This window comes from Zoogloea sp. GDB6, assembly GCF_056724105.1.
In genome coordinates this window covers 2250035-2265650 of record NZ_CM161497.1, presented here as the reverse complement: position 1 = coordinate 2265650, position 15616 = coordinate 2250035, and the positions used below count along the sequence as shown (strand labels likewise).

14 protein-coding genes are annotated in these 15616 nt (G+C 62.3%); 5 read left to right on the top strand and 9 right to left on the bottom strand.

Annotated elements, in window-relative coordinates:
- Positions 1-23 precede the first annotated feature (23 nt).
- Positions 24-545, bottom strand: coding sequence for a metal-dependent hydrolase (locus AC1PQG_RS10260; RefSeq protein WP_481122464.1), 522 nt, complete (start codon positions 543-545; stop codon positions 24-26).
- A 288-nt stretch (positions 546-833) separates the two neighbouring features.
- On the opposite strand from AC1PQG_RS10260, the gene AC1PQG_RS10255 reads away from it, so the two are divergent.
- From AC1PQG_RS10255 to AC1PQG_RS10240, 4 genes are all read left to right on the top strand, one after another.
- Positions 834-1166 (top strand): hypothetical protein, encoded by a 333-nt coding sequence (locus tag AC1PQG_RS10255; protein ID WP_481122463.1) that lies wholly within the window; start codon positions 834-836, stop codon positions 1164-1166.
- 164 nt (positions 1167-1330) lie between these two features.
- Complete coding sequence (locus AC1PQG_RS10250; protein WP_481122462.1) at positions 1331-1849, top strand: hypothetical protein; 519 nt, start codon at positions 1331-1333, stop codon at positions 1847-1849.
- Positions 1846-2475 (top strand): hypothetical protein, encoded by a 630-nt coding sequence (locus AC1PQG_RS10245; protein ID WP_481122461.1) that lies wholly within the window; start codon positions 1846-1848, stop codon positions 2473-2475. Before AC1PQG_RS10250 ends, AC1PQG_RS10245 begins: the two co-directional genes overlap by 4 nt.
- A gap of 86 nt (positions 2476-2561) precedes the next feature.
- The gene (locus AC1PQG_RS10240; protein ID WP_481122460.1) at positions 2562-3236 is read left to right on the top strand and encodes a dihydrodipicolinate reductase; all 675 of its coding nucleotides are present in this window, start codon (positions 2562-2564) and stop codon (positions 3234-3236) included.
- Between the two features lie 392 nt (positions 3237-3628).
- Here the strand turns inward: AC1PQG_RS10240 and AC1PQG_RS10235 are convergent, their stop codons facing one another.
- The 4 genes from AC1PQG_RS10235 to AC1PQG_RS10220 all read right to left on the bottom strand — a co-directional run bounded on the left by AC1PQG_RS10235 (position 3629) and on the right by AC1PQG_RS10220 (position 8785).
- On the bottom strand, positions 3629-4984 hold the full coding sequence (locus AC1PQG_RS10235) for a DUF1329 domain-containing protein (RefSeq protein WP_481122459.1): 1356 nt from the start codon (positions 4982-4984) through the stop codon (positions 3629-3631).
- Between the two features lie 29 nt (positions 4985-5013).
- Entirely contained in the window at positions 5014-6651 is a 1638-nt protein-coding gene (locus AC1PQG_RS10230; protein WP_481122993.1) for a DUF1302 domain-containing protein, read from the bottom strand.
- 21 nt (positions 6652-6672) lie between these two features.
- Positions 6673-7767 (bottom strand): Rieske 2Fe-2S domain-containing protein, encoded by a 1095-nt coding sequence (locus tag AC1PQG_RS10225; protein WP_481122458.1) that lies wholly within the window; start codon positions 7765-7767, stop codon positions 6673-6675.
- Positions 7768-7834: 67 nt separating this feature from the next.
- On the bottom strand, positions 7835-8785 hold the full coding sequence (locus AC1PQG_RS10220) for a PDR/VanB family oxidoreductase (protein WP_481122457.1): 951 nt from the start codon (positions 8783-8785) through the stop codon (positions 7835-7837).
- Positions 8786-9028: 243 nt separating this feature from the next.
- Here AC1PQG_RS10220 and AC1PQG_RS10215 point away from each other — a divergent pair, with 243 nt between their 5' ends.
- Positions 9029-10759, top strand: coding sequence for a sigma 54-interacting transcriptional regulator (locus tag AC1PQG_RS10215; protein WP_481122456.1), 1731 nt, complete (start codon positions 9029-9031; stop codon positions 10757-10759).
- 14 nt (positions 10760-10773) lie between these two features.
- Here the strand turns inward: AC1PQG_RS10215 and AC1PQG_RS10210 are convergent, their stop codons facing one another.
- The 4 genes from AC1PQG_RS10210 to AC1PQG_RS10195 form a co-directional block, all read right to left on the bottom strand.
- Positions 10774-11106, bottom strand: a complete 333-nt coding sequence (locus AC1PQG_RS10210; RefSeq protein ID WP_481122455.1) for a hypothetical protein — start codon at positions 11104-11106, stop codon at positions 10774-10776.
- Positions 11107-11366: 260 nt separating this feature from the next.
- Positions 11367-12101: a hypothetical protein gene (locus AC1PQG_RS10205; RefSeq protein ID WP_481122454.1), complete on the bottom strand. Its 735-nt coding sequence runs from the start codon at positions 12099-12101 to the stop codon at positions 11367-11369.
- Between the two features lie 116 nt (positions 12102-12217).
- Positions 12218-14383, bottom strand: a complete 2166-nt coding sequence (locus AC1PQG_RS10200) for a methyl-accepting chemotaxis protein (RefSeq protein WP_481122453.1) — start codon at positions 14381-14383, stop codon at positions 12218-12220.
- A gap of 164 nt (positions 14384-14547) precedes the next feature.
- Complete coding sequence (locus AC1PQG_RS10195) at positions 14548-15600, bottom strand: DMT family transporter (protein ID WP_481122452.1); 1053 nt, start codon at positions 15598-15600, stop codon at positions 14548-14550.
- Between the last annotated feature and the right edge of the window lie 16 nt (positions 15601-15616).

The window sequence follows — 15616 nt, the reverse complement described above, 5'->3', positions numbered from 1 at the left end:
TCCACGCCGCCTCGCCTAGGCGGCTATCGAGCTGCCGAGCGCACGCACTCCATGATCCACGCACAGTGAATCCCGTGGAACCAGACGTAGTCAGCGCAGGCAAAGGCGCCGATCCACGACGCAGCCACGACGAGCAGGTCGCAGCGCCCGCTCTTCCACCAATTGAGGGAATGACGGCAACACAGCCACGGTACGCCGAGGGGGTTGGGCCAGTCCGCCAGCAAATGCATCAACCCGCCGATGGCAAAACCCACTCCCGGCGCTGCCAGCGAAGTTTTACCGAGCTGCTCGTAGGAATAGAAAAGAAGCGCGATCCAGGCCAGGCCCCAATGCGTCAGGGTCCGGTGGGTGATCCATAAACGGCGTGACCTGGACCACCAGGCCACTTCCAGCCAGTCTGGCGCGGTGCTGCCAATAAAGCCCATCACAAAGCTCAACGCGCTCCACATCTGATAAGGGCCACCCGCGCCGGCGTGGGCGACCACCGCTGCCGCGATGACCGCTGCGGCCCAGCCTGTGGCGTGATGCGCTCTGTTTGAAGCCATTGCTCGACGACGTGCATTTCCCGCAAGGGAAAATCGGGGGGTCGTATATTGGCAGAGTATTGAATGAAAATACAGTCCCATACAGTATCGGCGTGTTGTTGCCATGCCGAACCAGGGCCCGCCCGTCATGCCTTGCAACCAAGGGGCAGGACGACGGGAACCGGCGCCAGCACTCACTCTCTGGACATGTACGGACCCGATTCGTATGCTATACAGCTATCAGTCGGGTTTGGAGCAGGCTTTGAACTACATCTCGCTCAACATCGTTTCGGGCAACGGGAGTCACTTTTGACGAAGCAAATCACATTGACCCTGTTTGGGCTGCTCTTTTCGGTCAGTGCGTACTCTCAGGTTGGCAGTTCAACGCTGTGCAATTCCCTTTGCGCCTCCGACAAAAGGGAATGCCGCGCCAATGCCAAGAAAGAGACAGCTTTCGATACCGACCCACCCATTCGATACAAGCCCAATACGCGAGGGACTTTTCCTCAAAACGAAACAGGCTCCCCCCAATTTGACGAAAACCAGGAATTGAGGGGCAGCAGTTTCGCCAGCAGGCTGTCAGAACGGCAGTCCAAGTGCGACCTTACCTATTCCACCTGCATCAAGACCTGCCTTCAGTGAAGAGCATTGGTCCATTTCGTGATCGGTAGCCAGGGTTCCGACACGCGGGATCGGCACGTTATTGACTAATGACCATGCCGACCCCAGGCACATCAAGGCGTGAGCCTTGCGCAAGCAGCATGGCTCCACTATAAGAAATGCATGAGCGTCCTGGGGAGGTTGCCATGAACTCGTGCAAGGTGCGGCGTTGGACGCTGACAGCACTATACAAGGCCACGCTGAGCGCAACCATCGGTATGGTCGGCATATCTGCGGTGCATGCACAGCAGCAGACGCCACCGAGGGCAACGGAGTTGCGGATATATAAGCCCATCGATGCCAGCAAATTGACGGTCGAGAAGCATGAGGCCTTCAAGGCCGATGTGTTCAAGGGCGTCGCACTGTCGCCCGAGCAACAGATGACCGTGCTCGGTAATCTGGGAACCCTGGGGTGTACCCCGACGAAAGTCATGCAGCAGACCTTGCCGACGCCGCCGGGTCTAGCCTCCGGGGAAGCATGCAGAAGCAACTATGCCGGTACGCCGCAGGAATTGCGGGCGCTGCGCAAGGTGCTCACGGAACTGATCCGCAGGAACAATGCCGCCGACATTGCACCTTTCGAGGCGGGCATTCCAAAGGACTGCCCTTACAAGGAACTGTATTACTACCTGGATCTGCTGGCCCAGGTCACGGGAGGGGCGTGAGCATGTCGGTGGCGATACGAGTGCTTGCAGGAGCATGCCTGTGCTCGATACTGCTCGGCAACCCGACGACTACATTTGGGGTGGTCATCGACGTCAGTGGCACGGCAAAGAAATATGAGGTCAGCGCTCAGGAAACGGGCACACCGAACCTGCCTCTGACCCTGGTCGAACTGGACCAGAAGGACCAGGCCGCCCACATCCAGTGGCAACGGGACTACGAGAGACGCGGCTGGGAGTGGCATCTGTTCTCCACGCAACTCCTGTTCTGCATCGTGATGGGAATCGTCGCTTTCGGACTGTGGATCACCTACCTGCAATTCAAGCGCGACTACATGGGCCGGGGCCGGGGCCGGGCCCGCGCCCAAAAGACGGAAGCGGCCCATGCACAGGCCGGGCAGGCGCCGGCCGCCGAGTCCGCCAGCGAGGAGCCCGCACCACCGGCAACAACTAACTCGACGATCAAGATCGGGCCCGCAGGCATGGAGATGACATCGCAGATAGTAGGTCTACTGGTGCTGGCGCTATCGGTGGCTTTCTTTTACTTCTATGTGAAAGAGGTTTACCCCATGCGCGAGATCGAACGCGCCAAGGTGACGCCTTCCGCATCCACCAGCGCGGAACAGTAGAAGGCATCGGCAAGTCCCCAAATCCCCCCAACACAAGCTCACGCCCTTCCCTCACAATCCTCTGCTTTCAATCTCAAGCGGTAGTCATGCAAGTCATCATCGTAGGGGCCGGCAAGCTGGCGAAGGAGCTGCTCGGCTCACTTGAGCTGGACACGCGGCATCAGGTCGTTTCGTGGGAAGAACGGGCACCGGTCGGTGGGCAGGCCATCGTGGTCCATGCGGGGTCGGGACGGGAGTTGGCGGCGGTGGGTGCGTTTTGCGAGGAGACGGCCTCGCCGCTCATCGAGCTGTCTACCGGGTCGGCCGTCGAGGATGGCGAGTTCGCCTTTCCGGTGGTGTTGTGCCCCAACACCAACATCCTGATGCTCAAGTTCATGGCCATGCTGGAGGCCTCCGGGCCGCTCTTCCGGGGTTACGAAATCGAGCTGGTGGAATCCCATCAGGCGTCGAAAACGTCGGTGCCGGGCACAGCCGTGAGCATCGCCCACGCGCTCGGGCTGGCACCGGAGGCGATCCAATCCGTCCGCAAGCCGTCGGTGCAGCACGACACACTGCATATCCCGGAGAACCAGTTGGCCCGCCATGCTTTCCATCGCATCCGCATCGAGGATGGCGCCTGCAGCGTACAGATGGAAACACGCGTCTATGGGGACACGCCCTACGCCAGCGGCGTGGCGCGCATCGTTGAGGCGGTGTACGCCCATCCGCTGGAGAACCGGGTTTATCCAGTGATGGAGTTCATCACCAGGGGCTGGTTATAGGCGTTGGCCCGCTCGCCATGAAAAGTGCCGGCACCGGTTCAGGCTAAACCAGTGCAGCACTTCATAGCGATCGCCGATCCTGGGATGAGTCGCTCCCCGACAACGCAGGACGCCTGCGGTCAGGAAGGGGAACGTCATGTGGAAAGCACTGCCGGCCATCACCGCCACGCTGATCATTGGGGGTTGTGACGGCTCCGCGCGGTCACTCCTGCCCGCGCGGCGATGGAAGCCTCCCAGAAGAGAAGGGTTGCCTACACCTATCAACCACAAAGCACGTTGATCCATGTGGCAGTCGCTCAGCGCTACTTAAATGCAGCCCTCTCGCCCGCAGAGCCGGCTGGGTCGCGGGCCCGAAGCCCCGGGACTCCCAGCCGGACAAGGTTCAATGCGCGTTACCGATCGGCATCCGCAGCAGCAGCGTCGCCGGTAAAGAAGGACTCATTCTTGCGGGACACCACCTTGTAGGTTTCATCCTGGAACAAGCCCTGGACCGTGCTCATCGTCCCCGCCTGGAGGTTATAGATGGTCACCGGCTTGGCCAGAACCGCCGGTACGGCCGGAACGAAGAAGGTGGGAACGACGGAGCTTCGCCACAGCTTGCCCTCCGAGTCATAGCCATCCATCAGCACCAGCAGCCAGGTGTCCTCGTCGAAGTAGTACTTGCGCTTGGGCACCGCGTGGCGCTTGCCGGAAACGACGGTGGCCTCCACTTCCCAGACGCGGTGCAGCTCCCACCGGAGCTTGTTCGAATTGAGGTGGAATTTGTCGAAGGCCTCGGATTCCTTTGCCGTGACGAGTTCGTTGTTGTTGTACGGGATATACATCTCCCGCTTGCCTACGAGCTTCCACTCGAAACGGTCCGGGTGCCCCATGAAGCCCATGACCTCGTCGAAGTAATTGGCGCCCGACGAGACGAAGTCGGGTGTGTCATAGGCTACCGTGGGTGCCCGACGGACGCGGCGTTGCCCGACGAGATACTGCCAGGCCTGGCGCGGGAGCTTGGCATTGATGCTGTCGCGCAGGACCAGGGACTCGCCGGCCTTGAACGGGGGCGCGGTAGTGTTGAAACGCTGCAGGAAATACTCCCCCGTCCAGCCCTTTGCCGAGCCGTCCTTGTAGTAGTAAGGGTGCTGGAAGAAATTGTCGGTGCGCGTCGCCATCGTCCGTGCGCCGTTGGAGGTCCCGACGATGTTCTTGGAGCCGAATTCGACTGACTCGGGTTCGATGCGGAGGATGTAGTTCCAGATCACCTCGATACCGGTCTTGGGGATCGGGAACGGAATACCACCGAAGCAGCCCTCCACCGACATTCCGGCATCCACGGTTTTGCAGCCGGTGGCATTGCGGGCCGTTCCGTCATAGACGTACTGCGGCGCGACGGCCGTGCGATGGGTCGGGAAGACGTTGACGTGATAGCTGTCCGGATATTTCTTCAGCAGCGCCATGGTGCCTTCGGAGAGCTTGCCCGCGTACTGGGCCATGTTCGATGCCGAGATCTGTACGGTGGGCTTTTCTCCCGGAAACAGATTGACCGGAATGTCGCCAACCCGGGGGCCGCTGACTTTGCTGCTCCCGCCGCCGCTCCAGGCAGGGATGCTGCCATCCTTGTTGCCGGCCTTTTCGCCGCCGAGGGGGGTCAGGACCGTCTTGAGCTGGGACGCCTCGTCCGCCGAAACGGAGGCTACGGCCAGCTGGAACGGGAACAGTGTGCTGGCTACGGCCAGACAGATCATTGTTTTGCTCTTCATGTTGGGATTCCTTGTTTGGCGGAATGGGTTCAGAAGCTGCGCTGAACCGACAGCGACACGAAATCGCGGTCGCCATGGAAGTTCTGATAGGAGTTGAGGCCGGTCGTCGTGGCGACGGAGCCCGCGGAGCCCACGTAATGGGTGTAGTTGAGCCCCAGCTGCCAGGCCTTCTGGTACACCGCCTTGGCGCCGACGCTCACGCTGCCGCCATGCTCTGCCGGGAACAACACGCCATTGACCGACGAGCGCCCCCACAGGCCGTAACTCACGCCGACCGGCAATTGCAGATCCGTCTCAGGCAGGACCTGGAAATACTCCGGCGTGAAGACGAACTGCAACGCCCCCGCATCGCGCGTCGCATTGGGGTCGAGCGCCTCGGGGTTGTCGGTGACCCGCAGCCGGCGATTGAAGGCGAATTCGCCGATGAAGGACGCCCCGTCCCACAAGGCATTGGCGCCCAGCACGCTGATGGCCGACAGATTCAGATGCAGCGTGTCGCCCTTGGGGAAACGGGCATTCCGGTCACCATCCGCGGCGGGATCATTGATCGGAAAGACAAAGCTGCCCGCGGCAACCAGCGGCATGTTGGTCCGGTAAGACATTTCCCCCGCGACGTTGGTCTCGCCGACGAGGGTGCTGAAGCTCCCGCCCACCGTGCGGATGTTGCGCCCATAGACCATCACGTAATCCTGCGGCACAACGCCGCCGGCCCCGGCATTGAAGCGGGCATAGAACTGGGGCAGCTTCTCGTGGAAGGTTGCCGCGTAGAGCCCGAACTCGCTGTCGCCGGCCTTGAAGCGAAGCTGCATGCCGCCCTGCCCCGAATTGCCGGGCTCGATGTCCTTGCCGCGCTTCGCCAGCCCGTAGGGGGTGTAGAGGATTTCTCCACCGTCATCCACGAAGTCGGCAAAGCTGAAATAACTGCCTGCCGCCGGCAGGCGGGACTTGCGCCATTCGGGCTGGACGTAGGCGCCAAAGATCACGTCCGGCGTAATCTGCAACTGCACCGAGACCTGGCCGACTGGCCGGGCCACCTCCTTGAACTGGGAGTTCGGCACGGACAGCGCACGTGCCAGATCCAGCGGCGTCTGGGCCCCGGCGATGGCGTTGTTGCCGAAGAACAGGCTCTCCCCATAAAGCTGTGTGAAACGCCCCGCCTTGACGTTGAGGTTCATCTCCCCCAGCGATTTCTTCGTATAGACGAAGGCGTCCAGCAGTTCGGCGTTACGTCCCTGGGCGATACGGGTGTGCTTGTTGAATTCGTCGTAGGGCCCGGTCTGGTTCAGGCCGGCCGCATCGGCGGCACTACGGTCGTTGTGGTGTTGATAAACGTCGTCGTACCACCCCGCCGCGCTGATCCGGAAGCCGCTGTCGCGCTTATAGCGCACACCGAGTTCGGTGAGGATATCGACCCGGTTCGAGATGAGCCCCCGACCGAAATTGCGGTCACCATCATTCGTATTGACCTGCGGCGTCAATCCGGCGGTGCCCGCCGGCGCGACACTCGAATTGACGCTGCGCGCGCGCCAGGCCGTGCTGTATTTGAATGTGTTGTCCCAGGAAATGGCCAGGTCCGGGGAGTCCGTCTCGACGTTGAAGGACAATGCGGGGCCGGACAGGGCCATGCCCGCAGCGGCACAGGCGACCGCCCTTGCCATGAGCTTCATTTGCATGATCACCCTCCCCGCTCAGGCGTGCTCGAGGGCCTGGGAGCTGGACGCGCCCCCTTCGAGAGACACAAGCTCATTGGCGATCACGCTGCGCAAGATCCGACGGGCCCTTACCGCTCCCACATCGCTGGTGAGCAGAACCGGGTTCAGGCTCATCAGATCGGCGTTGCCGATCGCCACGTACTGCGCATCGACATAAGGGCCGTCCTCATCCACGAAGGCGTCGTGCATGCCCTTGACCTTGGCGGCGTTGTACTCGGCGTCCTCGACGAGGTGATTTCTGCGGGTCGCGAAGAAGTAATGGGTCGTGCCGTCCGTTTCCGGCGTCGTGGTGTGCAGGTCGTACTGCCCCACGCAATGCTCGAGATCCAGCGCCCCATCGTCCTGGGTGGCGCCGATCTGCAACTGGACCGTAGAGGGCGCCATGAAGATCACTTCGACAAAATGCCGCGCCTCGGCCATCGGCTCCGGCAGGAACTGGTTCAGGATGAAGATCGGTGGGGTCTGCTTCCATTCCCAGCGGGTGGAAACGGTACTGTTCGTTTCCTTGATCTGCGGCACCTGCGGCGTGAGCTGCCCGCGGGTTGAGATGATTTCCCCGTGCAGGTGGTCGACGTGACTGAGATCCATCACATTGTCGGTGATCAGCTCGTAATAGGTCTTCCGGTGCATGTAGGTGTAACCCACGCCGTTGGGATGCCCTTCGGTCAGCGGGCCGACGTCCGGCAGCCTGGATTCGTCGGCGGGCTCGTCGCCCATCCAGATCCAGATGAAGCCGTAACGCTCGCTCAAGGGAAAGGTGCGGACCCGTGCTGCGCGGGGAATGTGGCCGTTACCGTGAGGATTGCGATTGCAGGCGCCGCTGCAGTCGAACTTCAGGCCGTGGTATTTGCAGACCACGTCGTCACCGCTGCGCACGCCCATGCTGAGCGGCACGAAGCGATGGGGGCAGCGATCGAGCAGCGCCACCGGGCTTCCGTCCTGCGTGCGGTAGATCAGCACGGGGGTGTTGAGAAGCTTGCGGGCAAACAAGTCTTCCGGCCCGACCTCCGATGACAGGGCTGCGACGTACCACGCGTTCTTCAGATACGTGACGCTTCGTGTTGTCTCCATTTTTTTCTCCAGGTGTGAATCCCGGGCGATCGCCCGGTAATGAGATGTGGCGATGCGGCCGCCACGTTTACAAATCGATGAGCAGGCTCGGCGTGCGCGCGCGTGAGCAGCACGGGGTGAAGCAGCGGTTGGCGTCCCGTTCGGCCGCGCTGAGGAAGACGTCCCGATGGTCCGGAACACCATCCAGAACCGGCAGGACGCAGGACCCACAGATGCCCTGCTCGCAGGACAGGGGAACATCGACGCCGTGATCGAGCAGCGCCTGCGCGGCCGTCGTCTGCGCGCCGACCCGGACGGTGATGCCGCGACGGGCCAGCACGAGCTCGAACTCGCCGCCCTCCGTCAGCGGCGCGGCGGATGCCGAGAAATGTTCGAAATGGACGCGGGCATCGCTCCAGCCCGCCTGATCGGCCGCATCGCGGACGTGGCGGATGAAGCCCTCCGGGCCGCAGACATACAGATGCGCCCCGTCGTCACACCCGGAGAGAATCTGCCCGGCGTCGAAGCGGGCTTGATCCGGCTCGCTGTCGTAATAGCAGCGAACCTGCCCAGACCAGGGTGCCTGCGCCAGCAACTCCCGGTACGCGGCACGCTCGGGGCTGCGGGCGCAGTAGTGGAGCTCGAAGTCGCGCCCCTGGCGGTGTAGTTCCTCCGCCATCGCCAGGATCGGGGTAATGCCGATGCCGCCTGCAAGCAGGATCGAGACGGGCGCCGGCACCAGTGGGAACAGGTTGCGGGGGTGGCTGATGGTCAGCGTATCGCCGGGTTTGATGTCCCGGTGCGCGCACGCCGACCCGCCCCGCCCTGCCGGATCGCGGAGAATCGCCACCTCATAGGTGCCGCCGCCGGCATCGGCTCGGCAAAGGGAATATTGACGGACCATGCCATTGGGCAGCGCGATGTCGATGTGCGCCCCTGCGGAATAAGGCGGCAGCGATCCGCCATCTACAGACGTCAGAACAAGACTCAGAACATCAACTGCGGCTTCGCGCTTCTCGAGCACGCGCGCAGCGAGCATGGGTTGAGGACTCAACACAGCCGGGGTCTCCTTTGGGATGAAAGTACGTCGGCCACTTCGGGCTCTTGCCTCTCACTTCGCAAACCCCATGCCACAGCATGAAAATCACTTTAATCTATTGATTGATAGATATTTTTTACACATACATCGATACATGGCTAAAATCTGATTTACTGAAAACAAAAATATCTAGTTTTCTGAAACAGGAATTTTCTGTTTTCAGAAAACAGGAGACCCCGTTACATGCCCCATCCAGCAGCTGCCCACCTGCGCTTCATCCCCCGCGAGATCGATGACAAGGAGATCGCCAGGCACGTCAAGTTCGACCCGGACAGCGGCCAGATCCTGGTGCTGGATCAGCGCATGCTGCTGATCCACGGCTTCACCCTGGCGGCCTTGCGACGGGAATTGATGGAGCGCCTCGGAGGCGAGAGCACCCGTGAGCTGTTCACCCGCCTGGGCTACCAGCAAGGTGCAGAGGACGCCCGCCGACTCCACGCAGCGGAGGGCGGACAAATGGAAAGGACACTCGCCTACGGCCCCCGCTTGCGGGAGATGGAAGGCTTCGTGCGGAACCAGGCCGTCGACCGGGTCCAGTTCAACCAGGAAACCGGGGACTTCTGGAGCGACTATTACTGGGAGTCATCCTGGGAGGCCGAGATACACCGCGCCCAGTTCGGCATCAGCGGCGCGCCGGCGTGCTGGATGATGGTCGGCTACGCCACCGGCTTCACAACGGCGCTGATGGGGCGTCCGATCCTGTGGCGCGAGGTCGAGTGCGTGGCGATGGGACACGCCCGCTGCCGGGTGGTGGGGCAGCCCCTGGAGGAATGCGAAGACGCGGAATCCCACCTGAGCTTCCTGCAGGTCGAACACTTCATCTCCACCCCCAGGCGGCGCAGCGCCAAGCCCGTGTCTTCCGCCGCGCAGAAGGAAGCCCCACAGCAACTGCCCGATCTGATCGGTGCGTCGCACAGCTTCAACGAGGTGGCCTACCTGATAAAACGCGTCGCCCCGACCGACGCCACCGTCCTGCTGACAGGCGAGAGCGGCGTCGGCAAGGAACGCTTCTCGAAGGCGCTGCACGCCCTCGGCCCGAGAGCGGAGAACCCCTTCATCTCCATCAACTGCGCGGCGATTCCTCAGGAGCTGGTGGAGGCCGAACTGTTCGGCGTGGAAAAGGGCGCCTTCACCGGCGCCACGGCCTCACGCCCGGGGCGCTTCGAACGGGCAAGCGGCGGAACGCTGTTTCTCGACGAGATCAGCAGCCTGCCCCTGCATGCCCAGGGGAAATTGCTGCGCGTGATCCAGGAAGGCGAACTCGAACGGGTCGGCGACACGCAGGTCCGCCGGATCGACGTGCGCATCATCGCCGCAACCAACCGCGATCTGCGTAGTGAAGTGGAGGCGGGCCGATTCCGCGAAGACCTCTTTTTCCGGCTGAACGTATTCCCGGTCAAGATTCCCCCGCTGCGGGAACGCCGCGAGGACATTCCACTGCTGGTGGATACCTTCGTCAAACGCTATTCGGCCCGGTTTGGCAAAACCATTGCCGGCCTCACCCAGAGCGCTGGCGAAAAGCTGTGGGCCTACCACTGGCCGGGCAATATCCGCGAACTGGAGAACATCATCGAGCGCGCAGTGATCCTCGCGGAGAACAACGGGAGCATCGACGTGGAGCATCTCTTTTCCGGCGGCGAGCAGGTGCCGGAGACCGCCCCACTCTCCTCGTCCAGCATTCACTCGCCAGCAGGCATCGCACCTCCGCAAGCCGGCATAGAGGCGTCCTTTTCGGTCCGCCAAGCCATCGAACGGATTCTGGACGGGAACATGTCCCTCGAAGAAATCGAGTCCCTGACGATTGCCGAGGCGCTGCGTCGTACCGACGGAAACCTGTCCGCAGCAGCTCGCCTGCTGAAATTGCGGCGTGGCCAGCTGCAGTACCGGGTGGATAAGAGGGCTGGCGAAGTGTGAAGACTCAGGCGTGCTCAGCCAGGAATCATCCCGGCGTAAACATTCTGAGTGTGGGTAACGGACGCCGGTGCGGCTTCGCTGCGCGGCGCGATAGCCGCCCTGGTCTGCATGAGGTCTCCCGCGGTGAACGCGCGTTCGACCAGCGTTGCCAGATGCGCCGAGAAATCCTGAACGCTGGTCTTGCCCTTGACGTGCAGCAGCAGTTGCGTGGCCCCGTCCGTTGTCAGGCCGGCAACGACACCCTCGGCATTGATGCGGTAGCTCACAGAGATGCAACGCTGCCCGGGGATGAGGACTTCGACGCAGGCCACGCCGTCTCGCTCCCCCACCGGAAAATGGAATGCCACGGACTTTGCCTGAAAGACGTATCCCGATGCGGGCGTAATGGCCCCGCCACGTACATAAGCCGGCAATTCCCTGGCCGCAGCGTGACACCGGCACGAAACCACCACAGGCGCCGGCGTCGGCAACTGGCGCACGGCACGCTGCGCGGCTTCGAACGCATCATATGCGTGCGCCAGGCGGGCGGGCCGGTCAAGACACGGAGCGGAGACAGAAAAGACTTGCAGGGTGAGTACCTTTTTCGCGTTTGATATGTGAGCCTAACTCAGAAACATTTCAGCAAGATGTTCGCGGCTATGCCGCTAGGCTTGCCTGACGGCGTCGTAAAGGCAGTCAGGCAATGCTCATCGCACAAAGTTCCAAATCCGGATTCAGGCATTCCGCTGTTTGTCCCCGTGCCTTCGTGTTCGTCACCCGCCAGTGCCAGGACCTGAACCTCCGCGCGAAATCGTCGGGCGGTCCGCTCCCCAATGTCGACCGCCTCCGGAGGCAGCGTTCTGGCCAGGTGGCCGGCATCGTCGTGCCCCGAGGCAACGGCGTACATGAACTGGCCGGCCAGCTGTGCGGCGTCGAGGGGCAGTGTGGGACCTACAGCGATGGCGTCATCCCATTCGCCACGCCGCAAGGCCGCACGCAGCCACGCTGGCGTGAGCGGCAGGCCTTGCTGCAGTTCTCCTTGCGCTTCTTCCGTCGCACTCCGCTCATAAAGGGCGATGAGACAGGCCGTTTCGCCCTCGGGAAGAGGAGGCAGCGAGTGCCCAACGGGCAGGCCGCCCCCGCAGGGAAGCCAGGCGACCGGCGCGTCCGGAAAATCCGACGCGAGGGGAAGCTGGAGCGAGGCGCGCAGGTTCAAGAGCACCGGGACCGCCAGATACTCGGTCGGCTCCTGCGTCAATGAGCAGGTCTGAAGCGTAGCGGCGGACAACGAAGGCACCCCCAACACGGTGTTTTTGTTGGGATCAGATGTTGTGCCGATTGGAAGCCGACGAAAATGAAGCAATTACTTGACTTCGCCAAATTCAGCAAAATCAAGACAGAAGCAAGCTCAGGGCGGAAGGCCGTTCAGATCCTCCCGCCCGAAACACGCGTATCCGGTGACACGCGTGCGGGGAATGATCAACTCCGGATACGGAAGCGCCCAACCAGACCGACCAGATTCGTTGCCTGTTGACGCAGCACCACCGACGCCCGGGAGCAGGTTTCGGCGTCGCCGCTGTTGCGGTTGGTCACGCGATCGATCTCACCGAGGCCGATCGACACTTCGGAAAAGCCGGAAGCCTGCTCCTGCGAAGCCCTGGAAATTTCGGACAGCAGGTTGGAAACCTGGGTCGTCGCGTCCACGATCTCGCCCAGCGCAGTGGCCGTCGTATCGGCGATGGTGGCGCCACGGCGGGTTTTCTCGGCGGAGCCGGAGATCAGGCTGGATGCGCGCTTTGCCGCTTCGGCGCTGCGTGTCGCCAGGTTGCGCACCTCATCGGCGACAACCGCAAAGCCACGCCCGTGCTCCCCGGCGCGGGCGGCTTCAATGGCCGCATTCAGCGCCAGCAGGTTGGTCTGGGTGGTGATCTCGTCGATGACGCGGATGATTTCGTTGATGCTGACGCCGGCCTGTTCGATCTCGCCCATCGCCAAGATCATTTCGCTCATGTGCGTGCTCGCACTCACCGCCGAGCTCTGCGCCGCCTTGGACAGGCCGTCCGCCTGGCTTGCATTGTCGGCGTTGTCCCGCGTCGTGGAGGTCAGCTGCTGCATCGCGGCACCGATCTCCGTCACCGACGACGCGGACCGGGCTGCCCCCGTTGACAGTTCATTGCTGAGATCCGAAACCTGCTCGGCATTGGCGGTGATCTCCCGGGCCCCGTTCTGCAATTGCCCAACGACATCGTTCAGGTTGTCCAGCATCCGCTGCAGCGCCATGCCCAGCTGGTCCCGGTCGGAAGCAAGGTCGATCCGGAGATTCAGATCGCCCTGAGAGATTCGTTCGGCGATATCGGCTCGGGCCTGCAAACGGGCCGCCATATCGTTGAGGGCCACGCCCAGACGGCCGACTTCGTCGTCGGAACGGCTCTCGACGCGACTGGAAAAATCGCCCTGACAGATAGTGTTGGCCAGTTGTTCGGCCTCACGCACAGGACGGGCCAGGGAAGCGGCGGCAAACCACAGGAAGGTCGTGCCACCCACCGCCGCCAGCAAGCCGACCAGCACCTGCCAGCCCGTATACGCCCGGGCCTGGGCCGCGAGGTTGTTGTCCAGCGCGTAGGCTTCCGCCCGCACCACGTCCTTGCTGACCCGGATCAACACCGCCCACGGCTTGCCGGTGCGCCCGAGCTGGATCGGCGCCATTGCCGTGATCAGACCCGTGCTCTCATCGAGGCGCGCATCCGCTTTGCCGGCCTTGATGTCGGCCACCACAGCCGAAACATCCTTGCCGGGCAACAGTTCCTGCAGGGGCTTGCCGATCATCTCGGGCTTTTCGCTGTCGGCGACGATCAGGCCCATGTTGCTGACGATCAGCACTTCGCCCTTGCCGCCGAACAGGCCACGATCCGCCTGCAGGGACAATTCCTGTACGAAGTTCAGGTTGTAGTCGGTTCCGGCCACGCCGACGAACTTGCCGTTGACCATGATCGGCACCGACAGCGTGGTCAGCCAGACCTGGGTTCCCTGGACGATATACGGAAAGGGATCGAGCACGCTTTCCGTATTGGTGTCCCGCGGACCGATATACCAGCCGCCTTTCAGGACACCATTCGGATGCTTGTCCATGGTGTCGTATTCGACCAGTGGCTGAACGGCGATATTGCCTTTGGCGTCCCGATTCCAATAGGGCGTGAAACGCCCGGTCCTTTCGTTATTGCCGGCCTGGCCGGTACGGAATTGCTCGTCGTGGCCGTCCAGCGCGTTCGGCTCCCAGCAGGAATACGTGCCGTTGAAATCCGGATTGTTCTTCAGCACGTTCAAGAGCACGGCGTTGATCTGATTACGCCCCAGGCTCAAGCCGTTTTCTTTTTTTCCTAATTCGAAAACGTGGGCCATGGTCCGCGCCGCATCCAGCGCCACATCGAACTTCGCCTGGATGACGCCAGCCTGGGTTCCGGCAAGTCCTTTCAGGCTGGCGAGCGTGTTCTCCTTCACCAGTCCGCTGACCCGCTCGCTGACGAGTTGCTGCGTGTCGCGCGAGGAATACACGCCGAAACCGACCGTGGATATTACCGAAACGACCAGACACGCCCCGGCAACCGCAGAAATACGATGCTGAATAGATTTGAACTTGATGGCCATACTTTCCCCTTTGACACTCCCCTGTACAACGCCATTTCGAAAGTGCTATGGATTTCAGCGGCACTGCTCCATAACTAGACATTTCTTATGCTTTTGAGCTATTTCGAATAGCCTCGGGCTTATTGCGCAAAATTGATGCCATGTCAGGCCAGCATTTCCCAGCGTCAATGGCGGTGCCCCCGATGGTGCGCATCGGGGAAATGGGCGTGGCTATGGACCATCGGTTCATGGCGATGCCAATGGATATGTCGGATACCAGGGGGAACCGGCGTATCGTGCGCGTGCTGATGGTGCGCATCGTGGATGTGTTCGTGGCTATGCTCCAGCGCCTCGTGGGCGTGGGTGTGTTCATGCCTTTCGGTCAGATGCAGCCAGATTCCCAACGCCATCAGGGCACCAGCGGCCAGCAGCGGGGTCGTGACCGCCTCCCCGCTCGCCACGCCCAGAAGGGCACCGAAAAACGGCGCAACCGAGAAATACGCCCCGGTCCGGGCGGCTCCGAGATGACGCATGCCGACCACGAACAGCACGAGGCTCAGCCCATAGGCCAGCAGACCAACGACCATGGCGGCCTGTGCCAGCCACCAACCCGGCAGCTCGGCCCCCAGCAGCAAGCCCAGGGCCAGATTGACGCTACCGGCCGCCAACCCTTTGACCGCGGCAATCCAGGTCGCATCGGCCAGCGCGAGCTTGCGCGTCAGGTTGTTGTCGATGGCCCAGCACAAACAGGCGCCCAGAATCGCCAGTGCCGGCAGCATTCCGGCGAACCGCGCTTCTCCCGGCCAGCTCAGGATCACCGCACCGCCCGCAATGGCGAGCATCCCGACGGCGATACGCCGATCGACATTCTCCTTGAAGCCCCCCCATGCCAGCAGCGCGGACAACACACCTTCCGCATTCAGCAGGAGCGCGGCGCCGGATGCCGGCATTCCGGACAGCCCGAACATCAGCAGGACCGGTCCGGCGACTCCGCCCGACAGCACGGCGCCCGCCAACCAACCGGCTTCGCCCTTCTGCAGCGAAACTGACTGGGCCCGGGTCACCAGGCGATAGAAACCCAGACCGATTCCGGAGCCCAGATAGAACAGGCCGGCAAGCACCCAGGGACTGACGGCGTGGAGGAACCATTTGGCAATCGGAGCGCTGGCGCCAAACAGCAACGCAGCGACAAGCGCGGCCACCACGCCTGGGTTGAAAGCATGACTCTGCGAACTCATGACGGCAAGAACGGAG